Below are 20,159 nucleotides of genomic sequence, written 5' to 3' on the forward strand. Positions count from 1 at the left end.
GACTTCCCCGCTGGGCGCACCCGCCCTGCGCCGCCGCCGGACCCCGCACGCAGAACGGCGGCGCCCCCGGGTGAGGGGCGCCGCCGCTGTTCGGTGGCGCTGGCGCGGCGCGCCGAGCCGGTGCCCCGCCGCTGTGCCGCCGGGACGGCGTGCCGCCCGCCGCCGGACGGGGGCGCCGCGCGCCGGCGGGAATGCCGGCCCGGCTCCGCAGGACCGTCCCGGACTACTCCGCGGCGGTCCCGCGCAGCTCTACCCGGGCGGCCTCGATGCGGTAGAGCACCTTGTTGCGGAGCCCTTCCGGAACCGGGTCGCAGCCGCAGTGCTTCGCGACGAGCTTCTTGACGACCTCTTCCAGGCCGTACTCCTCCAGGCAGGGGCGGCACTCGTCGAGATGGCGCCGCACCTCCTCGCAGCCGGCGTCGGAGAGCTCACCGTCGATGTAGACGTAGAGGTTCTCGAGGACCTCGCTGCACGGGGTCTCGTGGTGCCCGTGCCGGTGTGCCTCGCAGCTCATTTCCGCCCCTTCCGCGCTCCGGCGGACTGCGCCGTTCCCGCCAGGCCCTCGCTCGACAGGACGCCGCGGTCGACCGCATAGTGCTCCAGCAGCGTCCGCAGCTGCCGCCGGCCGCGGTGCAGCCGGGACATCACGGTCCCGATGGGCGTGTCCATGATCTCGGCGACCTCCTTGTACGCGAACCCCTCCACATCCGCCAGGTAAACGGCGATGCGGAAGTCCTCGGGCAGCTCCTGCAGCGCCCGCTTCACGTCGCTGTCCGGCAGGTGCTCGAGCGCCTCGGCCTCGGCCGACTTCAGCCCGCTGGAGGAGTGCGAGGCCGCCTGGGCGAGCTGCCAGTCCTCGACGTCCTCGGTCCCGGCCTGCTTCGGCTCCCGCTGCTTCTTGCGGTAGGAGTTGATGAAGGTGTTGGTGAGGATCCGGTACAGCCACGCCTTGAGGTTCGTGCCCTCCTTGAACTGGTGGAACGAACCGAAAGCCTTGGCGAACGTCTCCTGGACGAGGTCCTCGGCGTCAGCGGGGTTGCGGGTCATCCGCAGCGCCGCCGAGTACAGCTGGTCCAAGTACGGGAGGACGTCCCGCTCGAACCGAGCCCCCTGCTCGTCGAGTGTCTCCTGGCCCTGACTCAAACCCGCCTGCCTCCCTGTACTGGTGTGCCGTGGGGCAACCGTCGCCTCACGATACGACGCAGACAGAGCGGCCCGCACGCGTGGGGAGCGGGGCGGCGCGGCCGTTCCGCCGGCCGGCGGGGCATCGGTGAGCACTCTGCGGACCTCCGTTCGCCGCGACCCGGTGCGGCGCACCGGGTCTCAGGCCTGTACAGCCCGGCGGCGGTGCGCCCAGACTGCTGCGCAGTCCGCTGCCGCGGTGACGGTCCCAACAACGCGCGGCGGCGGCTGATTCCGCCGCCGACGGTTCCCGGACGCCCGGCCCGGTTTCCGCCCAGGGCGGAGCGGCCTGCGCGTGAAGGTGCCGCGCGTGCGGGTAGAACCCCGGTGTAGAGCAGGGAGAGGAGTGTCGTGCATCCGTCCTCCAGCCGCGACACGGCAACCGCAGCCGCGGGGCCGGCTCCGCCCCGCTCCCCTGCGGCGCAGTTCGCCGCCACCGACGCCCTCTCCGCCTACTGGCGGTTCTACTGGGCGGTGGCCGGCGCCCAGCTCGCCCGATGGCTGCCGGACTCGCCGTCCCTGCTGCTGGACATGTCCGCGCCGGACTTCCGCGGCGCACCGCGCGCGATCGCCGAAGGGCACGACGTGGTGACGCTGCTGCCGTCCGCGGACATGACACCGCGCCGCCCGCTGTCCCTGGTGAACGGGCACGCGCCGAATCCGCGGCGGCCCCGCCCGCCCGGCCGGCTCCGCCCCGTGGTGGGGGACCCCGGGCAGCTGGCCGGGTTCGCCGACGGTGCGTTCGACGGCGTGGTCGCCGACAACGGCGTGCTCTCCCGCCAGCTGGCCACCGAGTCCACCCTCGCCGAGATCGCCCGGGTGCTGCGGCCGGGCGGCCGGGTGCTGGTCTGCGTCGACTCGGTGGTGCTGGGCATGGCGCTCCTCGCCGAGCAGGACTGCTGGCCCGAGCTGAGCTTCGCGCCGACCGCGGACGTGCTGCTCGTGCCGTGGCCGGACGGGTCGATCACCCGCTGCTTCACCGGCGAGCAGCTCACCGAGCTGCTGGCCGGCGCCGGCCTGAAGGCGGAGTGGATCCGGCCGCGCACGGTCCTGTCGGCGTCCACGGTCGAGCACCTGTCCGACTCCGCGCCGGATCCGGGCGCACTGCACCGACTGGTCGAGATGGAGCTGCACGCCGAAGAGTCCGACGACTACGTGGGTGTCCACCTGCTGGCCAGCGCGGTCAAGCCGGGCTGAGCGCGGGAGGTGCGCGGGCGCACGGTCAGAAGAGCGTCGGCGGGCCCAGGAGCGCCGCCTCTTCCTCCTCGGTGGGCGGTTCCAGGAGCCCGGGGCCGCTGCTGCGGATGCTGTTCACCGCGGTACTGACCGACCGGGCGGTGAGGGCTCCGACAGGGGTGGCGGCCATGGCCCGCTCGACGTCGGCGTAGCCGGACCGGGGGTCGAGCCAGGCGGCCCACTCCTCGGGCGGAAGCGCGACCGGCATGCGCTCGTGGATACCGGCGAGCGCACCGGCGGCCTCGGTGGTGACCACGGCGCAGGTCCACAGCCAGGCCGCGGGGTCGTCGTCGGCGCGCTCGGGGTCGCGCCAGCGCTCGAACAGGCCGGCCAGCGCGAGCGGCGTTCCGTCCGACCGGGAGACGGCGAACGGGCGCTTGCGGGAGGCCGCCTTCCGCCGGGCGTGGTCGGGGTCGGTGGCGGGCGAGGTGCCGGCGTGCGCGGCGCCGGGCTCGGCATCGGGAAGGTACTGCCACTCGTAGTAGGCGTCGGCGGGGAGCAGGCAGCGACGGTGCCGCAGGGCCTCGCGGAAGGCGGGCTTCTCGGCGGCGGTCTCGCTGCGGGCGTTGATCATGCGGTAGCCGGCGTTGCGGTCGCGGGCCCAGGAGGGCACCAGGCCCCAGCGGAAGGCGGCGAGCGACTGCGGTCCGGCCGCAGCGCCGCGGCCGGCTTCGCCCGGAGGGGTGCCGAGCACGCCGTAGACCTGCGCGCCGGGCGCGAGGTTGTAGTCGGGCTCCAGCTGCTCCTGCGGAGGGCGGCCCCGGACGGCCGCGGCCCCGGCGGGCAGGTCCGCACCGGAGGCGTCCGGCTCGGGGAAGTCGAAGGCCAGCTGGAGCTCACTCGCGCTGCGCACCCGCGCGTACCGTCCGCACATGGCTCCGAGTCTGCCACCGTGCTCCGGCCGGTCCGACCCGCCGGGGGCGTCAGCCGGCGACGGTGGTCTCCGGCCGGCAGCGCACCGGGAAGCTGACGGAGCGGGCGATGAAGCAGACCTCGTGGGCGCGGGAGTGCAGTGCGCGGGCGCGCTCGCGGTCGGCGGGGTCGGCGATCTGCACGACCGGGTGGAGCACGACCTCGGTGAACTCGCCGCCGGAGTCGGCGTGCGTGGTCATGCTGCCGGTGGCGGTGTCGTCGTAGCCCGTCACCACCAGGCCCTCGGCGGCCGCGAGGGCGAGGTAGGAGAGCATGTGGCACTCGCTGAGCGCGGCCACCAGCAAGTCCTCCGGGTTCCACCGGTCGGGGTCGCCGCGGAACGCGCGGTCGGCGGATCCGAGCAGGGTGGGCCGCCCGTCGGCCGCCACCTCGTGGTCGCGGCCGTAGCCGCGATAGGACGCCGTGCCCGGGCCCTGGTTCCCGGTCCAGTGCACGCGCACCTCGTAGGCGTGCTCCTTGTCCCTGTGCTGCACTCGCGCCCCTCTGCTCGGCCGGCCGCGGTACCGGTGCGCTGCCGAGCAGCGGAGCCGGCACCCGGCCCGCCACTCTTCCACGGCCGCGCCGGGGAAACAACGGCCGGCTTCCCGGTCCCGATAGCCTGTGGATATGCCTGACTCCGCACTGCTGTGGCCCGCGCCGACCGCCCCGGGCCCCGTCTCCGGGACCGTTGCGCTGCCCGGATCGAAGTCGATGACGAACCGCGCTCTGGTGCTGGCGGCCCTGTCGGAGGGCCCGTGCACGGTGCGGCGCCCGCTGCGGAGCCGGGACACCGAGCTGATGGCGGGCGCGCTGCGCGCCCTGGGCGCCGACATCGCCGCGGACGGCGCCGACTGGCGCGTGGCGCCCGCCGCGCTGCGCGGCCCCGCGCAGCTCGACGTCGGCAACGCCGGCACCGTCATGCGGTTCGTGCCGCCGCTCGCCGCGCTGGCCGACGGCGCCATCTCCTTCGACGGCGACCCCCGCGCCCGCGAGCGGCCGGTCGGACCGCTGCTGGACGCCCTGCGCACGCTGGGCGCCGACATCGACGACGGCGGCCGCGGCGCGCTGCCGCTGACCGTCCGCGGCACCGGAGCGCTCAAGGGCGGCCGGGTGGTGCTGGACGCCTCCGGCTCCTCCCAGTTCGTCTCGGCGCTGCTGCTCGCCGGCGCCCGCTTCGACGACGGCGTGGAGATCCGCCACGACGGCCCGCCGGTCCCGTCCCGCCCGCACCTCGCCATGACCGCGGCGATGCTGCGCGCCGCGGGTGTTTCTGTGGAAACGCCCGAGCCGGACGTGTGGACCGTCGCACCCGGCCCCGTCTCGACCGCGGAGATCGACGTCGAGCCGGACCTCTCCAACGCCGCCCCCTTCCTCGCCGCCGCGCTGGTCACCGGCGGCGCGGTCACCGTCGCCGGCTGGCCGCAGGAGACCACCCAGCCGGGCGACGTGCTGCGCAGCCTGTTCACCCGGATGGGCGGCGCGGCCGCGTTCGGCCCGGACGGCCTGACGCTCCGCGGCACCGGGAGCGTGCACGGCATCACCGCCGACCTGCGCGAAGTGGGCGAACTCACGCCGACGATCGCCGCCGTCGCGGCACTGGCCGACTCACCGTCCCGGCTGACCGGCATCGCCCACCTGCGGCGGCACGAGACCGACCGGATCGCCGCGCTGGCCGCCGAGGTCAACCGGCTCGGCGGCGACGCCGAGGAGCTCCCCGACGGCCTGGTGATCCGGCCGCGGCCGCTGCACGGCGGCGTGTTCCGCAGCTATGACGACCACCGGATGGCCACCTCGGGGGCGGTGCTCGGGCTGGCGGTGCCCGGCGTGGAAGTGGAGGACATCGCCACCACCGGCAAGACGCTGCCGGACTTCCCCGGGCTGTGGGAGCGGGTGGTGGCCGCGTGAGGGGCGGCGGCCGGCACATGGACGCCGACGACGTGCGCGTCCGCGCGCGCGGCGGTTCGCGTCCGCGGACGCGGCGCAGGCCCGAGCATCGCGACGCCCGCACCGGCATGGTCGTCGCGGTCGACCGCGGCCGCTACCGGTGCCTGGTCGACGGCGTTCCGGTGACCGCGATGAAGGCGCGCGAGCTGGGCCGCGGCAGCATCGTGGTGGGCGACCGGGTGGACCTCGTCGGGGACCTCTCCGGGCTCCCGGACACCCTGGCGCGCGTCGTCCGGGTGCAGGACCGCTCCTCGGTGCTGCGCCGCACCGCCGACGACACCGATCCGGTGGAGCGGGTCATCGTCGCCAACGCCGACCGGATGGCCGTCGTCACCGCGCTGGCCGACCCGGAGCCGCGGCCGCGGTTCATCGACCGCTGCCTGGTGGCGGCCTACGACGCGGGCCTGGAGCCGGTGCTCTGCCTCACCAAGTCCGACCTGGCGGATCCGGACGAGCTGCTCGCGGCCTATGCACCGCTGCACGTCCGCGCGGTCGTCACCGAGCACGGCAGCGATCCGGCGGAGCTGCGCGGCCTGCTGGACGGGCGCGTGACCGTGCTGGTCGGGCCGTCCGGGGTCGGAAAGTCGACGCTGGTCAACCAGCTGCTTCCGGACGCTGCGCGGGCGGTGGGCGGCGTCAATCCGGTGACCGGCCGGGGCCGGCACACCTCGACCTCGGCGGTCGCGCTGCCGCTGGCAGACGGCGGCTGGATCGTGGACACGCCGGGGATCCGCAGCTTCGGGCTGGCGCATGTCACCCCGGAGGACATCCTGGCCGGCTTCCCCGACCTGGACGAGGCCGCGCGGGGCTGCCCCGAGGACTGCACCCATGCGGCCGGAGCCGCCGGGTGCGCACTGGACGCCGGCGCCGCTGCGGGGAGCATCGACCCGGGCCGGGTGGACTCCCTGCGCCGGCTGCTGGCGAGCCGCGCCGGCGAAGCTGCGGCCGGCTGACCGCTCCCCCGCGCCTGCCAGCGGCGGGGACGCCGACCGGAACCCCGGTGCAGCCCCTGCAGCCCTGGGGCCCTTGCCCGACGCGCAGTGTCCCGGCCGCGGGTGCGGCCGGGACACTGCGGGTCCTGCGCGGCCCCGGAGCGGGGCGGCGCTGCTAGCAGACGCTGTCGTTCGGCTTGGGGACCCCGAGCCCGAAGAGGGTGCGGGCCCGCAGGCCGACCCACGTTCCGGCGAGCGCCACGAGCGCCCACAGCCAGCCGTGCACGGAACCCGAGGCGATCCCGGCGAGGTAGGCGCCGATGTTGCAGCCGCCCGCGAGGCGCGCACCGATGCCCATCAGCACGCCGCCCACCAGACCGGCCGCGACCACGTTGCCGGAGAGGCCGGTGTGCAGCTTCCAGGCGCCGGCCGCGGCGGCCGCGACCGCCGCGCCGAGGATGATGCCGATGTTGGTGAGGCTGTTCTTGTCCGCGAGGACCGGGCCGGCGAGCTGCTCGGCCTGGTCGGGCTGGCTCCAGAACGCCCAGGTCTCCGGCTGCGCGCCGACGAGCTGCAGTGCCTTGGCGCCCCACAGGTTGAAGGCCGAGGTGATCCCCCAGGCGCCGCCGGAGACGATCAGGACGCCGGCGCCCAGCGCCGCGAGCACCAGCGCGCCGGCGATCATCGGCCAGCTGCCGCGGACGATGCGGGCGGCGCCGCGGACCGAGGGGACCGCACCGGTCGGCGGCGGGACGCGGCGGTTCTGCACGGCGCGGGTGCCGACGACCAGGGCGGCGAGGACGGCGATGGTGATCGCCCAGGAGCCGAACCAGCCGACGTGGTCGGAGAGCAGGACCGGCGGGACGGCGGGGAGGTCGGCGACCAGCGGCCAGGCGGCGCTGTAGATGACCGAGCCGGCGATGAAGCCGACGAGCGTGATCAGGATGGCCGACTGGCCGGAGCCGACCGCGAACAGGGTGCCCGAGGCGCAGGCGCCGCCGAGCTGCATGCCGATCCCGAACAGGAAGGCGCCCAGGAAGAGCGCGATGCCGATCGGGCCGGCCGACGGGCTCGGGTCGTTGCCGAACAGTCCGGTTCCGGTTCCGATCACCAGCGCGAAGAGGGTGGCCGTGGTGCCGAGGAGCACGGCGTGGGCGCGGAGTCCGGCGCCGTTGCCGACGGCGATGAACTGGCGCCAGGCCGAGGTGAACCCGAACCGGGAGTGGAACAGGGCGAGGCCGAGGCCGGTCCCGAGGACCAGCAGCGCCGCCGGCTGCAGGCCGTGCTGGGCGCCGACGTAGACGGCCAGCACCGCGGCGGCGCCCAGGGCGATCGCGAGCGGCGGCCACTTCACCGGGCCCGGCTCGGGGGCCGCGGGCTGCGCGGTGGAGAGGGTGGGCTTCCAGGTCAGCGCGAGTGCCGGAGCGGGTGCGGTGGCGGTGCCAGCGGCAGTGGCAGTGGCAGAGTCACTGCCCGTCTGCGCCGGCGGCTCGGCGGAATCGGGCGCGGGGCCGGTGGTCGGCTGCGACGTCATGGGGAAGGGCTCCCGGTGTGCGGAGGACGGCCGTGGTCGGTGGTGGAGACGCACCGGTACCGCCGCTCGTACGCGGCCGAACAGCCCGGGGGCCGGGGGAGAACGGTCTCAGCGCACGCTTCGGCGGCACCGGCGGCGACAGAGGCCGTCATCGGTGCTCGTCAGCGACATGGAGATCAGCACCATGCGCAGGAAGCGGGTGGGACCGGACATAGGACGCAAGCATACGCGAAAGGCTCCCGGGCCGGCATCCCCGCCCCGGGCTCCCGCCGCGTCCCGAACGGTGCGGGCGAGCGGCGGTCTCCGGGGCCGCACGGAGCGGATGGCGGCAGGAGCGCGGCCGGGCAGCACCGATGCGCGACGGCCGCGGATGCGCTTTCCGAGGCGCGGTCCGGCGCAGCCGCGGTCAGCGCACCCGGACGCCCAGTTCGTCGATGCGGGCCAGCAGGTCGGCCGGATCGGTATAGACCCGGTAGGCACCGGTGCGCTCCAGCTCGTCGCGGCCGTAGCCGCCGGAGAGGAGGCCGACGCCGAGAGCGCCGGCGCGGCGGGCGGCGAGCAGGTCCCACACGCTGTCGCCGACGACGATGGTGTGCCGCGGGTCGGCGTTCAGGCGCGCCGCGGCCGCCAGGAACAGGTCGGGGTCGGGCTTGGCGTAGCGGACCTGGTCGCGGGTGACCATCGGCGTATCCTCCGGCAGGCCCAGCAGAGCCAGGGCGCGGCCCGCGGTGCGGTAGGCCCCGCTGGTGGCGATGGCCCAGGCGATCCCGCGGCCGGTGAGCGCGTGCAGCAGGTCGGCGGCGCCGGGCAGCGGCGACACGGTGTCGTGCATCCGCAGGTACTCCTCCGCGTGCGCCGCGACCACCTCCTCCACCTGAGCGGCGTCCAGGCGCACCCCGGTCTCGCGCATCAGGGCATCGACGAAGAGGCCGCCGCTCATCCCGATGCGGCGGTGGATGCGCCACACGGACAGGTCGATACCGGACCGCGCCAGCGCGTACCGCCAGGCGATCACGTGCTGGTAGACGCTGTCGATGAGCGTTCCGTCCAGGTCGAACAGGAGCGCCGGCGGCGCGGGAGGCGGCACGGCGAACCCGGTGCCCGCGGAGTTCTCGGTCACCGCTCCAGTCTCCCGCGCACTGCCGGTGCAGCGAAGGCGGCGCTCCGCGCCCCCGCGGAACAGCCGGGGCGGCAGCGCCGCGCTCAGCTACTGGCCCTGCGGGTGCGGCGGCACGGCGGCGAGGCTGTGCAGCGTGGCGGCGATGCGGCCGGCCGCGCGGTCGATGTCGGACGGCAGCAGGACGTAGGACAGGGTGAGGCGGACGGCCACCTCGACCAGCGCGGCGCTGCGCTCTGCGGACAGCGCCGGGGTGCGGCGGCGCAGCGACGCGGTCAGCCGCTGCTCGAGCGCGACGTGCAGCGGCTCGGCGCGGGTGGTCAGCACCGGCAGCAGCGTCTCGTCGCCGGTGGCGACCGCCCGCAGCAGCGGGTCCTCGGCGGTCGTTGCGAGGATCCAGCGCGCCGCGGCGGCCACGGCCGCGGCCGGCGGGCCCGGGTGGGCGTCCAGGACGCCCTCGCTGCCGTCCAGGAAGCGTTCGGCCTCGCGCACCACCACCGCCTGCAGCAGCCCTTCCTTGGCGCCGAACTCGTTGTAGAGCGTCTGCCGGGACACCCCGGCGGAGGCGGCGATGTCAGCCATGCGCATGCGCGTCCAGCCGCCGGCGACCACGGCGGCGTAGCCGGCGTCGAGCAGGCGCTCGCGCACCCCGGACCTTCCGTCGGAGGGCGCCGGGGCCGCGGCCCCGGCGGTGTCGGCGGGCGCGGTGCCGGAGTCGGCGAGCGGATCGGGCATGGCTCCATCGTGCCATCGGCGGGAGCGGCCCGGGCGCTTCCGGGCCCGGCCCGGAGGAGCGCGCCCGGATCCGCTGCAGTGGCGGCGGCACGGAAACCGCTAACGGAACGGTCACGCAGGGGTGCCGTACGGGCCCCGATCGCGCCCAAAGGGTAGCGTTCTGCGCATGGCGTCCTTCGACGATGATCTGCGTCTGGCCCATGTCCTGGCGGACGCGGCCGACGACATCTCCCTGCAGCGCTTCCGCGCCCTGGACCTGCACGTGGAGACAAAACCGGACCTGACCCCGGTCACCGAGGCCGACCGCGCCGTCGAGGAGACGCTCCGCAGCGTGCTCTCCCGGGCCCGTCCGCGCGACGCCGTCGTCGGGGAGGAGTACGGCAAGACCGGCAACAGCAGCCGCGTGTGGGTCATCGATCCGATCGACGGCACCAAGAACTACGTGCGCGGCGTGCCGGTCTGGGCGACGCTCATCGCCCTGCTGGAGCACGACCGCCCAGTGGTGGGCCTGGTGTCCGCGCCGGCGCTGCAGCGCCGGTGGTGGGCGTCGATCGGCAGCGGCACCTGGACCGGGCGGAGCCTGACGAAGGCGTCCCGCTGCTCGGTGTCGAAGGTGTCCGCGCTGAACGACGCCTCGCTGTCCTTCTCCGAACTGTCGGAGTGGGAGGACCAGGGCCGGCTGGACTCCTTCCTCGGCCTCACCCGCAGCGTGTGGCGGACCCGTGCCTACGGCGACTTCTGGTCACACGTGATGGTGGCCGAGGGGGCGGTGGACATCGCGGCCGAGCCGGAGCTGTCGCTGTGGGACGCCGCTCCGCTGCCGATCATCCTGGAGGAGGCCGGCGGGCGCGCCACGGACCTGCGCGGCCAGGGCTTCACCGACGGCGGCGCGCTGGTCTGCACCAACGGCGCGCTGCACGACACCGCGCTCACCTGGCTCAACGGCGGACCCCTGCGGGCCTGAACGCGGCGGCGCCAGACAGGCGAAAGGCCCGGACTCGTGGAAGTCCGGGCCTTTCGCGATGGTAGCGGGGACAGGATTTGAACCTGCGACCTCTGGGTTATGAGCCCAGCGAGCTACCGAACTGCTCCACCCCGCGTCGCTGTGTCTGCGACTTTAGCGGGGTCCGGCGGCGAGTGCCAACTCGGCGTCTCGCCCACCTCCGGACAGGCGCGCCCGCGCGAGGGCCGGCAGGAGCGGCGGGCTGGTCGGCGCGTCGGACAAGCGCACAAGCGGCGGCGGGGGCGGGACCTCGGGGCCGACGGCCGGGTGGCGGGAGGGCCGCGGGGCTGGTGGCTGCTGAGGCGGGGGAGGTTGCCTAGCTCCCGCGCGAGGGCGGCCGGGCGGCGGACTGGTCGGTGCGTCGCAAGAGCGAGAAGCGGCAGCGACAGCGAGGCCGGCCGGGGCCTCAGGACGGCGGTGGGCGCGGGCTGGCTGGACGGGCACGTGGGGTGGGTGTGACTGCAGGGGCGGGGGAGGTTGCCTGGCTCCCGCGCGGGGCGGCCGGGTGACGGGTTGGTCCGTGCGTCGGAAAAGTCCAAAAGCGGCAGCGACGGCGAGGCTGCCCGGGCCCTCGGGTCGGCGGCCGGGCGCGGGCTGGCAGCGGGGCGGGCGTGCCTCGTGTGACTGGTGTGGATAGCGGGACTGCAGGGGTTGCAGGGTTGGCGGCTGGCCGGCCGTGTAAGCGCGCGGGGGGTTCGCGAACCCTTGGTAACACCCCATCGGCGCCACGACTCCCAACTTCTCGACGGCGGATGCGCGGAAAACCCGGGAGGTGTGAGCGTTCCGCGGCCCAATCGCCGGGCCAGTTCCACTCTGCGTGGCGACATATCGGGACAAACCGGGCGTCAGTTACCGGCGGAGTCCGGGCATCCGACCCGGGGGCCCATGCGCAGGAGCGCGGCGCGTTCCATTTCACGGAGTGGCGAGATCACTCCTGCATCACATCACCCAAAGTGGGGCACCCTGCCGCCGCGGTTGCCGCCTTTTCGCCGACCAGGCCGCAAAAAAGGCGGGTGCGCGGGAATCGGACACCGCGACACTGCGTGACCTCGTACTTGTGCAGGTCGGCGTGGTGCGGAATCGGCTCTCCGTGCAGGGTCCGCAGGGAGGAGGACGCCCCTTGCCTGGATGGCGTGTTCAGGACCCCGTTGTAGTGTCCGATTTCCTGGCATTTGTCCCCCGACTCCGCCACGCGGCCAGCCGACACCCGGCCGGCCAGTCGAGCCGTCTGCCCATCCTCGCCGCCACTGCCGCCTTTCCGCTGGTCCGACGCACAGAACACGGGTGGGCCGGCTGCAGGACTGCGGGAGCCTTCGGTCCGTGCCGTTCTGGCCCCATGAACAGCCGCACGACTGTCCGCACACCGCCCCGAAGCGGCGGGTCAGAGCCGATAAGACTGCCCGCGAAGCCGCCCTTGCTGCGTTGCCGTGAGCCCCGCTACGCGGCCGCCCGGAACCCGGCCGACTACCCAGCGCCCCCAGCCTCGCCGTCGCTCCAGCTGCCATTGGTCCGACGCGCCGGATGCCGGTGGGACGGCTGCAGAGGTGCGGAATCCTCCGACCTGACCGGGGGGCCGCCACGGCATCCGTTTCGCGGCAGTCCGCGAATACCGAAGGCCCGGATCCCTGAGGGATCCGGGCCTTCGGATTTGGTAGCGGGGACAGGATTTGAACCTGCGACCTCTGGGTTATGAGCCCAGCGAGCTACCGAACTGCTCCACCCCGCGTCGGTGTGTCTATGACTCTACCGGGAACCGCCGACCAGTGCCAACTCGGTTTTCCGGGGCCCTGAGCCCCCTGCCCGGTGCGGCCAAGGGCCCGCCGGGCCGCCCGTCCGCGCACGCGCCTTCGGGACGCTCCGCCGCGCCGTCGCCGCTACCCCGGGACAGGCCCGGTCGGGCCTGCCCCCGGTGCGCGGGTCAGTCCGCGATCCAGTTGCCGTTGGCGTCCTGGACGTAGCCGCTGACCTCGCCCATGACGCCGAGGGTGCCGTCGGTCATGACCGAGATCTCCACGGTGGCGGCGTCCTTGACGTCGCCGTCCTCGTCGATGAGCGGCAGGGACGCCTCAATGGCGTCGTCCTCGTCGTTCGGCGAAGCGGAGCAGAGGCCGACGGCGGTGAGGGTCGACAGGTCCTCGCTGACGTAGGCGCCCTGCTCCGGGTCTGCCGCGTCCAGCTCCGCGATGGGGCGGCCGGCGCCGCTCAGGTCCGCGACGTCGAACGCGCCGGCCACACTGTCGCCGCTGCTTTTCCCGTTCCCCTCCAGGGCGCGGTCGACGACGTCCTGCCCGGTGTCGCCCTCCTCGTAGTCGAGCATGTAGTCGAGGAGCTCGTTCACGTCACCGGCGGTCCGCCCCGGAGTGCCCTCCTCGATGTTCGACTCGATGATTCTGTCGACCTCGGCGGCGACCTCCTCAACCGAGGAGACGCCGAGCTTCTCCATCAGGCGTTCGGCCTCGGCGGCGCTGCGGCTCTCGTCGGAGTCCCTCTCCAGGAGGGCGTCCGGCTGGCCGTCGCCATAGGTGACGGCGAGGTCGACGGCGCACCGGTCAACGCCGTCGAGTTCGTGCGCGGTGGCGGTGATCTCTTCGGCGATGAGGCCTTCGGCCCCGGCTCCCATGGCTTCGCGCAGGCCGTCGGGGACGCGGATCGTGATCTCGTCCGCGGGCTCGACGCCCTCGGGCTGGAACTCGAACACGGGGCCGGTCGGGCCGGACGCACCGTCGCCGTCGCCGCCCGAGGAGGTGTCAGAGCCCGAGGAGCAGGCGGCGAGCAGCAGCACGGCCGCCGCGGGAGCGGCAATGAGCAGGGGGCGTGCGGAAGAGCGTGTGGTGGAGGAGGTCATCGTTGGGGTTCGCGCGGACACCCGCGCGGATCCTTTCCCTGTGTGGAGCCCCGGGGCGGCCGGCCGCGGCATCTTCGCGGCGGGCGCACGCAACGGACGGCAATCGACGCATTGCTTCCGATTCGGGCATTGCGCGGCGCAATTACCGGCACACCCGGCACGCCGGAAGGGGGCCGCAGCAACCCTGCGCACCTGGTCAAGTCTTCTACGCGCCCGCGCAGGAAGCCGGGCGCCCTGCGGAGGCCGCAACACGAAAAGGGCCCCTGGCCCGGGATCTCTCCCGGGCCAGGGGCCCTCTCGGTGGTAGCGGGGACAGGATTTGAACCTGCGACCTCTGGGTTATGAGCCCAGCGAGCTACCGAACTGCTCCACCCCGCGTCGGTGTTCCTCCACGGTATCGGGGTGGGCCCCCCGTGTCGAATCGGAGCGCGCCGCGCGGGGTCAGGGCGCGGCGCGCGGGGCGGGGCCGGGGCCCCGCCCCGCGAGGGGCTAGGGCGCGCCCTAGTCGCCCTCGTCGTCGCGGCGGGCCGCGTCGGCGCGGTCGAGGGCGTCGCCGAGGCGGTCGACGGCCTCGCCGTACGCCTCCCAGTCGCCCTCGCGCATGGCCTCCTGGCTCTCCTCGTACGCCTTGGCGGCGTCGTCGAGGGCCTGGCTCAGCTCATCGTCGCCGCCTCCGCCACCGCCGCCGCCTTCGCCGCCGGCCTCGGAGTCGCCGCCACCGCCGCCTTCGGCGGCTCCCTCGTCGAGCGGGCCTTCGCCGCCCTCGAAGAGGTTGTTGAGCGCCTCCTGCAGGTTGGAGCCGATGGCGACCTCCTCGCCGAAGCCGACCATGACCTGCTGCAGCAGCGGGTAGGAGGCGTCGCCTCCGCCGCCCGCCTGCACGTACAGCGGCTCCACGTAGAGGAGTCCGTCGCCGAACGGCAGGGTGAGCAGGTTGCCGTAGGTGACCTCGGCCGAGCTCTGCTCCAGCGGGAGCAGGACCTCGCGGACACCGGCGTCGGATTGGAAGGCGTTCTGCACCTGGCCGGGGCCGAGGATGACGGTGCTGCGCGGCAGCTCCAGCATCCGGATCTTGCCGTACTCCTCGGACTCCACGTCGCTGACCACCGACATGAACGCCGCCAGGTTCTCCCTGCCGCGCGGCACGAACGTCGAGGTGAGCGCGAAGCTCGCCTCCTCGTCGCCCGGGTACCGGAGGGTCTGCCGGTAGGGCGGCTCCGGGTTCTCCGCGTCGTCGGTCGGGTCGTTGGGGATGTCCCAGAAGTCCTGGCCGCCGTAGAAGGCGTCCGCGTCGGTGATGTGGTAGCGCTTCAGGATCTCCCGCTGGACCTTGAACAGGTCGTCCGGGTAGCGCAGGTGGTTCTCCAGCTCCTCGCCGATCTCCTCCTTGGAGGTGACGACGCCGGGGAACGCCTCCGACCAGGTCTTGAGGACCGGGTCCTGCTCGTCCCAGCCGTAGACCTTCACCGTGCCGTCGTAGGCGTCGACGGTGGCCTTGACCGAGTTCCGGATGTAGTTGACCTGGTTTCCGGGCAGGGTCGTGGCCGCCTCGGTGCCCTCGCTGAAGGTGTCCTCGGTGGCGTCGGAGAAGTCGATCGGCGTCGAGTACGGGTAGCCGGAGCTGGTGGTGTAGGCGTCGACGATCCACTGCACGCGGCCGTCGACCACCGCCGGGTAGGGCTTGCCGTCCACGGTGAGGAACGGGGCGACCTTCTCCACGCGGTCGGACGGGTCGCGCTCGTAGAGGATCTGCGACTCGTCGGTGATCGCGGTGTTGAGCAGGATGTCCGGCTCGCGGTACTTGAGCGCGTAGAGCACGCGGTCGAAGAACGAGCTGAGCTGGACGCCGCCGTCGCCGTCGTAGTGGTTGGTGGCCTGGGTGCCGCCGTCTTCGCCGTCACCCGAGCCCTCGCCGCCGGAGCCCTCGCCGCCGGAGCCGCCCTCGGGGCTCTCCTCCGGGCTGGCTTCGGGGCTCTGGTCCGCGCCGTCAGCGGGGGCGCGGGCCTCATCGGCGCCGCCGCCACCGCCGCCGTCTTCGCCCTCGACGTCCTCGCTGGTGGTGATGTTCTCCGGGTCCCCGGAGTCCAGCGGGTAGTCGTACTCGGGCTCGGCGTTGACGATGGCGTACTCGGCGCCGCGCTGGCCGAAGTAGATGCGCGGCTCGTATTCGCCGGTGACCTCGGACAGCTCGCCCTGCGGCGGGATGTTGTACTCGGTGAAGACCGGGCGGCCCTCGGAGTCGACCTGGTTGCCCGCCGCGGCGACGATGCCGAAGCCGTGCGTGTAGACGGTGTGCCGGGTCAGCCAGTTGTCCTGGCCCTCCGGGGGGCCGTCGAGCTCGCGCGCGGCGATGATGGTGTCGACGGAGTTGCCGTCGGCGTCCTCATACCGGTCCACGTCGAGCACGTCGGGGAACTGGTAGAAGCCGCGGACCTGCTGCATCTGCTGGAACGTCTGGGAGACGACCGAGGGGTCGACGAGCCGGACGCTGGGGATCGTGGACGCCTCGGCGGCGAGCTGATCGGAGGTCAGCTCGGTCTTGGCGTCGTAGGTCTCCGATTCGGCGTTGGCGATGCCGTAGGCCTCGCGGGTCGCCTCGATGTTCCTGCTGATGTAGGGGTTCTCTTCGCGCTGCTCGTTCGGGTTGACGGTGAACTGCTGCACGAGCTGCGGGTAGACGCCGCCGATGAGCACCGCGGAGAGCACCAGGAGGCCGAGGCTGACCAGCGGCACCATGGCGTTCTTGAAGTAGATGTTGGCGAAGAACAGCAGCGCGCAGACGACCGCGATGATCGCCAGGATGATCTTGGCGGTCAGCACCGCGTTCACGTCGGTGTAGGACGCGCCGTAGGTGTAGCCGCGGTTGGAGAACACCAGTCCGTACTGGTCGAGCCAGTAGGCGCCGGCCTTCAGCAGGACGAAGACGCCGAGCAGGACCGACAGGTGCACGCGCGCGGCCGGGGTGGCCCGCTGCCCGTCGCCCTGCAGGCGGACCCCGCCGAACAGGTAGTGCACGATCACGGCGGCGATGAACGCCAGCACGACGGCCGCGAAGAGGTAGCCGAGCACCACCCGCAGGAACGGGTAGGTGAACGCGAAGAACGAGATGTCCATCCCGAACTGGGCGTCCGCCGCCCCGAAGGGGTTGCGGTTGGCGTACTGCAGGAAGGTGCCCCACTCGGCTGAGGCCGATGCGCCGGTCAGTACGCCGAGACCGCCCGCGACGACCCAGAAGAAGATCTTGCGGTGCGGCTCGATCGCCATCCGGTACCGGTCGAGCCCCTGCTGCTCCATGCTCATGGGGCGGGTGAGCGGCCGGGACCGGTAGGCGAAGTAGATGCTGGCGCCGACGACGAGCGTCATCAGCACGGCCGCACCGGCGAACAGCAGGGCGCGGGTGCGCAGCTCGGTCACGAAGACCGAGGTGTAGCCGACCGACGAGTACCACTTGTAGTCGGTCACGAAATTGGCGGCGACCAGGAGTCCCGCGACGATGACGACGACGACCGCTGCGACGGGCGCGAGCAGCCGGTTTCGTCGAGGCATGCGCGCGGGTGGTGCGCCGGGCGATCGGAAGCTCACGCCTCCCCCTCGTCATGACGGTCAGTGATCCGGCGGTTTCCCCGGAGTTGGGTGCGGGGCGTGTACGGGCCCCCGCGTATCGGCAACTTATTGGGTCGCCCCCGGGTTCCCGAAACCCCGCGCCGAAGGGGTGACAACATCACATCGGTGCGGCATCGCCCGGATCTCGGCGGCGGTCCCCTGCGACCCTAACCCGGGGCGCGCGCTCCGTCCGGACCGCCCCGGATCCGCTCGCGGGACGGGGGTGCGGCCCGGTCCGGGCGGGCGGCGGAACCCGCCGCCGGCGCAGCTGCGGCAGAGCGGCTCCGGCGGTGCGGCGGCTCGGGCACCATGGTGGGGTGACCTATCTGATCCGCGACGCCGTGATGGACCTGGAGCGCCACGCCGCCGAGCAGGGCTGGGACCAGGCCCCCCGGGTCTACGCCCTCGTCCCCACCGCCGAGCTGGCCCGCGCCGAACCCGCTCTCGCCTCGATGCTGGGCCTGTCGGCCGAGGCCGACCCCGCCGAACTCACCCCGGTCGAGCAGGAGCCGCTGCCCGACGGCGTACCGCTGGAGGAGGCGCTGGGCAGCATGGCCTGGCCCGAATCCGTTGCCGGCTGCGCCCTGGTGATGGAGCGGATCGTGATCCGCGGCTCGGACGAGACGCTGGACCCGCCGCGCGGCGCCGACGCCGCGGAGTGGGCCGGCGGCCGCGACGACGGCGAGGAGATCCGGCTGGTGGCCGGCGTACTGCGCGAAGGCGGGCGGCACAGCGCTCTGCGGATGCGCGCGCACGACAGCGAGGAGCAGGTGCTCAGCGGCGAGGACCTGGTGCCGGCGCTGACCTCGGCACTCGCGCTCACTCTGGACGAGGACTAGGGCGCCTTCCGGCGAAGGCCCCTGCCCGGACCGGCAGCGGTGCGCATCGCCGAGCGGCCGGCCGGCCCGGCGGCGCATCCGCGAACGGCTGCCCGGACGGGTGGCGCAGGGGCGCACGGCCCACCGCCCCCGGCGGTCCGGTGGCGGGCTTCCGGGGGCGGCGCGGAACCACCGCGCCGCCCCCGGAAGCTGCACGGGCGCCGGCCGCTCCCCCGGCCCGCCCCGGAGCCGGCGGCCGGCTCAGCTGCTGCCGGGCTCCGCGGGGTCGCAGCGCGGGAGGTCGCCGGTGTCGCCGCCGGAGCGCACGGTCTCCAGCGCGGTGACGGCGTCGGACAGCTCGGCCGCCTTGAGGACCTCGATGTCGCCGGCCGCAGCGGACTCGAAGGTCTGCGAGCAGCTCTCTTCGGCCACGAGGAAGTAGTCGGCGCCCTGGTCGCGCGCGCTCACCATCTTCTGCGCGACCCCGCTGACCCCGCCCACGGTGCCCTCGGAGTCGATGGTGCCGGTGCCCGCCACGTTCGCTCCGCCGGTCAGCCCCTCCGGGTCGAGGCGGTCCATGATCCCCAGCGCGAACATCATCCCGGCGCTCGGGCCGCCGATCTCGCCCACCTGGAACTGGACGTCGAAGGGGAACTCCGGGTCGTCGGCGATGAGGATGCCGACGACCGCTTTGCCCTCGTCCCCCTCTTCGGTCTTCAGCTCGATCGTCTCCTCGGGGCCGCTCAGGTCGACCTCGCCGCCCTGGGGGTCCTCCGGGTCGACGGCGCCGCGGACCACCGTCAGCTCAACCGTGTCGCCCGGCTCCCGCTCGCCGACGGCCTCGGCCGCCTCGGTCTTGCCGTTCACCCGCTCGCCGTCGACCTCGCGGATGACGTCGCCCGCCTCCAGCTCGCCGGCGGCCGGCACGCCCTTCTCCACGCCGGCCACGACCGGGTGCAGGGTGAAGTCCACGCCGAGCTCGTTCAGCGCCGCCGCAGTGGCGGTGGTCTGCGAGTCGTCCATCTCCAGCGTCTGGCTCTCGTTGACCTCTTCCACCGTCTGGTCCGGCGGGTAGAGGGCCGCTTCGGGCAGCACCGCCTGGGTGGGCGAGAACCAGGCGCTGACGACCTCCAGGATGCTGAGCCGCCGTCCGGGGCCGCCGGCGTACTGCACGGTGACCATCGACAGGCTGCCGTCGTGCCGGTATTCGTCGGTGCCCTCGATGTGGATCACCGGCTCGTCCTCGGAGTTGTCGCCGAGCGTGTTCAGCGCGAGGCCGGGCGAAGACACCAGGTAGGGCACCGGAAGGAAGACCGCGCCGGCGGAGAGCGCGGCGAGCGCTACCACCGCGGCGACAAGGGCGTTGACGCGACGGAACATGGAGGACAGCCTACGTCCCGTTGCGGCCCGCCCCGCCGCCCGGCACGGCGGCGCGGGGCGCCCCGCCGGCGGGCACCCCGGGGCGCGGAGCCCGCTGCCCGCGCGCGTCCTGCGGAGCCGCTGGCGCACGGCGCCTGGCGAGCGGAACCCCCTGATCAGAGCCGTTTCGCGGGCCGGAGCGCGGCCGTGCGGCCTATTCGGCGCCGACCCACTGGGCGGCGCCGTCGCGGAACCGCTGGTGCTTCCAGACCGGCACCTCGGCCTTGATCTCGTCGATCAGGCGCCGGCAGGCGTCGAACGCCTCCGCGCGGTGGCCCGCGGCGGCGGCCACGACCACGGCCGTGTCGCCGATCGCGAGGTCGCCCACCCGGTGCAGCGCAGCGACGCGGTGGACCGGTGTCCCCGCAGCGGACGCATCGGCCGCGACCCGCTCCATCACCCGGCGCATCTCCGCGGCGGCGGTGGGGTGGGCGCTGTAGCCGAGCGCGTCGACGGGGCGGCCCTCGTCGGTGTCGCGGACGGTCCCGATGAAGAACGCCGTGCCGCCCGCGCGCGGGTCGGCCACCGCGTCCAGCACCTCGTCGACGGAGAGCCGGGCCTCCCGGATCCCGGCGAGTGCGACCGTGCCGGCGCCGGCGTCTTCCGCGTCGAGGACCTCTTCCCTCATCGCCATCCCCATTCGTTCCGGCGGAGCCGCGGCACGGCCGCACTCCGCACTCCCCTCCGGGCCGAAGCACCGGCGCTCAGTGGCCGCGCGGCCGGGCACCGTCCGCCTTCCCGCGGCGGCGCCCTGGACCGTACGCGGCTCCGGGGCCGCCGGGCACCATTCGGGCATTAGACCACCGCGGCCCCGCAGCGTCCATCAGCCCTCGCATCTGCCACCTGATCAGCGGAATTCGGCGGCATCTGCAGTGTGAA

Annotated in this window: 16 protein-coding genes and 3 tRNA genes; 5 read left to right on the forward strand and 14 right to left on the reverse strand. The window is 73.9% G+C overall.

The window, feature by feature from the left end:
* Positions 1–223: 223 nt before the first annotated feature.
* Together rsrA and ACYVGT_RS16220 are read right to left on the reverse strand one after the other, a co-directional pair.
* On the reverse strand, positions 224–514 hold the full coding sequence (gene rsrA / locus ACYVGT_RS16215; RefSeq protein ID WP_460859063.1) for a mycothiol system anti-sigma-R factor: 291 nt from the start codon (positions 512–514) through the stop codon (positions 224–226).
* Positions 511–1,143 carry a sigma-70 family RNA polymerase sigma factor gene (locus ACYVGT_RS16220; RefSeq protein ID WP_460859065.1) on the reverse strand — a complete coding sequence of 211 codons (633 nt, stop codon included), beginning with the start codon at positions 1,141–1,143 and terminating at the stop codon, positions 511–513. Before ACYVGT_RS16220 ends, rsrA begins: the two co-directional genes overlap by 4 nt.
* 390 nt (positions 1,144–1,533) lie before the next feature.
* On the opposite strand from ACYVGT_RS16220, the gene ACYVGT_RS16225 reads away from it, so the two are divergent.
* Entirely contained in the window at positions 1,534–2,379 is an 846-nt protein-coding gene (locus tag ACYVGT_RS16225) for a methyltransferase domain-containing protein (RefSeq protein WP_460859068.1), read from the forward strand.
* A 25-nt stretch (positions 2,380–2,404) separates the two neighbouring features.
* On the opposite strand, the gene ACYVGT_RS16230 is transcribed toward ACYVGT_RS16225, so the two are convergent.
* A complete protein-coding gene (locus tag ACYVGT_RS16230; protein ID WP_460859070.1) occupies positions 2,405–3,292 on the reverse strand; it encodes an SOS response-associated peptidase in 888 nt (295 codons plus the stop codon).
* Positions 3,293–3,341: 49 nt separating this feature from the next.
* On the reverse strand, positions 3,342–3,824 hold the full coding sequence (locus tag ACYVGT_RS16235) for an OsmC family protein (protein WP_460859072.1): 483 nt from the start codon (positions 3,822–3,824) through the stop codon (positions 3,342–3,344).
* Positions 3,825–3,957: 133 nt separating this feature from the next.
* On the opposite strand from ACYVGT_RS16235, the gene aroA reads away from it, so the two are divergent.
* On the forward strand, positions 3,958–5,235 hold the full coding sequence (gene aroA / locus ACYVGT_RS16240) for a 3-phosphoshikimate 1-carboxyvinyltransferase (protein ID WP_460859074.1): 1,278 nt from the start codon (positions 3,958–3,960) through the stop codon (positions 5,233–5,235).
* A gap of 17 nt (positions 5,236–5,252) precedes the next feature.
* A complete protein-coding gene (gene rsgA, locus ACYVGT_RS16245) occupies positions 5,253–6,227 on the forward strand; it encodes a ribosome small subunit-dependent GTPase A (protein WP_460859076.1) in 975 nt (324 codons plus the stop codon).
* Positions 6,228–6,381: 154 nt separating this feature from the next.
* On the opposite strand, the gene ACYVGT_RS16250 is transcribed toward rsgA, so the two are convergent.
* The 3 genes from ACYVGT_RS16250 to ACYVGT_RS16260 form a co-directional block, all read right to left on the reverse strand.
* Positions 6,382–7,740, reverse strand: coding sequence for a YeeE/YedE family protein (locus tag ACYVGT_RS16250; RefSeq protein ID WP_460859079.1), 1,359 nt, complete (start codon positions 7,738–7,740; stop codon positions 6,382–6,384).
* 406 nt (positions 7,741–8,146) lie between these two features.
* Complete coding sequence (locus tag ACYVGT_RS16255; protein ID WP_460859081.1) at positions 8,147–8,860, reverse strand: HAD family hydrolase; 714 nt, start codon at positions 8,858–8,860, stop codon at positions 8,147–8,149.
* An 87-nt stretch (positions 8,861–8,947) separates the two neighbouring features.
* The gene (locus ACYVGT_RS16260; RefSeq protein WP_460859084.1) at positions 8,948–9,592 is read right to left on the reverse strand and encodes a TetR family transcriptional regulator; all 645 of its coding nucleotides are present in this window, start codon (positions 9,590–9,592) and stop codon (positions 8,948–8,950) included.
* A gap of 166 nt (positions 9,593–9,758) precedes the next feature.
* On the opposite strand from ACYVGT_RS16260, the gene hisN reads away from it, so the two are divergent.
* A complete protein-coding gene (gene hisN / locus ACYVGT_RS16265; RefSeq protein WP_460859086.1) occupies positions 9,759–10,556 on the forward strand; it encodes a histidinol-phosphatase in 798 nt (265 codons plus the stop codon).
* Between the two features lie 59 nt (positions 10,557–10,615).
* On the opposite strand, the gene ACYVGT_RS16270 is transcribed toward hisN, so the two are convergent.
* The 5 genes from ACYVGT_RS16270 to ACYVGT_RS16290 all read right to left on the reverse strand — a co-directional run bounded on the left by ACYVGT_RS16270 (position 10,616) and on the right by ACYVGT_RS16290 (position 16,986).
* Positions 10,616–10,692: transfer RNA gene (locus ACYVGT_RS16270), tRNA-Met, on the reverse strand.
* A 1,552-nt stretch (positions 10,693–12,244) separates the two neighbouring features.
* Positions 12,245–12,321 (reverse strand) — tRNA-Met (locus ACYVGT_RS16275).
* Between the two features lie 192 nt (positions 12,322–12,513).
* On the reverse strand, positions 12,514–13,461 hold the full coding sequence (locus ACYVGT_RS16280) for a hypothetical protein (protein ID WP_460859089.1): 948 nt from the start codon (positions 13,459–13,461) through the stop codon (positions 12,514–12,516).
* 280 nt (positions 13,462–13,741) lie between these two features.
* Positions 13,742–13,818 (reverse strand) — tRNA-Met (locus ACYVGT_RS16285).
* 123 nt (positions 13,819–13,941) lie between these two features.
* Complete coding sequence (locus ACYVGT_RS16290; protein ID WP_460859091.1) at positions 13,942–16,986, reverse strand: UPF0182 family membrane protein; 3,045 nt, start codon at positions 16,984–16,986, stop codon at positions 13,942–13,944.
* A 374-nt stretch (positions 16,987–17,360) separates the two neighbouring features.
* On the opposite strand from ACYVGT_RS16290, the gene ACYVGT_RS16295 reads away from it, so the two are divergent.
* Positions 17,361–17,882, forward strand: a complete 522-nt coding sequence (locus ACYVGT_RS16295; RefSeq protein WP_460859092.1) for a PPA1309 family protein — start codon at positions 17,361–17,363, stop codon at positions 17,880–17,882.
* A 240-nt stretch (positions 17,883–18,122) separates the two neighbouring features.
* Here the strand turns inward: ACYVGT_RS16295 and ACYVGT_RS16300 are convergent, their stop codons facing one another.
* Positions 18,123–19,241, reverse strand: coding sequence for a YlbL family protein (locus ACYVGT_RS16300; RefSeq protein WP_460859094.1), 1,119 nt, complete (start codon positions 19,239–19,241; stop codon positions 18,123–18,125).
* Between the two features lie 193 nt (positions 19,242–19,434).
* The gene (locus ACYVGT_RS16305; RefSeq protein WP_460859097.1) at positions 19,435–19,914 is read right to left on the reverse strand and encodes a molybdenum cofactor biosynthesis protein MoaE; all 480 of its coding nucleotides are present in this window, start codon (positions 19,912–19,914) and stop codon (positions 19,435–19,437) included.
* Between the last annotated feature and the right edge of the window lie 245 nt (positions 19,915–20,159).

It is taken from the genome of Nocardiopsis coralliicola, from assembly GCF_054779695.1.

Excerpts from the sequence above, each read along its gene's own strand:
- ACYVGT_RS16250 (WP_460859079.1), bottom strand. The coding sequence starts at position 7,740 with ATGACGTCGCAGCCGACCACCGGCCCCGCGCCCGATTCCGCCGAGCCG.
- rsgA (WP_460859076.1), top strand. The coding sequence starts at position 5,253 with ATGGACGCCGACGACGTGCGCGTCCGCGCGCGCGGCGGTTCGCGTCCG.
- aroA (WP_460859074.1), top strand. The coding sequence starts at position 3,958 with ATGCCTGACTCCGCACTGCTGTGGCCCGCGCCGACCGCCCCGGGCCCC.
- hisN (WP_460859086.1), top strand. The coding sequence starts at position 9,759 with ATGGCGTCCTTCGACGATGATCTGCGTCTGGCCCATGTCCTGGCGGAC.
- rsrA (WP_460859063.1), bottom strand. The coding sequence starts at position 514 with ATGAGCTGCGAGGCACACCGGCACGGGCACCACGAGACCCCGTGCAGC.
- ACYVGT_RS16305 (WP_460859097.1), bottom strand. The coding sequence starts at position 19,914 with ATGGCGATGAGGGAAGAGGTCCTCGACGCGGAAGACGCCGGCGCCGGC.
- ACYVGT_RS16230 (WP_460859070.1), bottom strand. The coding sequence starts at position 3,292 with ATGTGCGGACGGTACGCGCGGGTGCGCAGCGCGAGTGAGCTCCAGCTG.
- ACYVGT_RS16260 (WP_460859084.1), bottom strand. The coding sequence starts at position 9,592 with ATGCCCGATCCGCTCGCCGACTCCGGCACCGCGCCCGCCGACACCGCC.
- ACYVGT_RS16290 (WP_460859091.1), bottom strand. The coding sequence starts at position 16,986 with ATGCCTCGACGAAACCGGCTGCTCGCGCCCGTCGCAGCGGTCGTCGTC.
- ACYVGT_RS16300 (WP_460859094.1), bottom strand. The coding sequence starts at position 19,241 with ATGTTCCGTCGCGTCAACGCCCTTGTCGCCGCGGTGGTAGCGCTCGCC.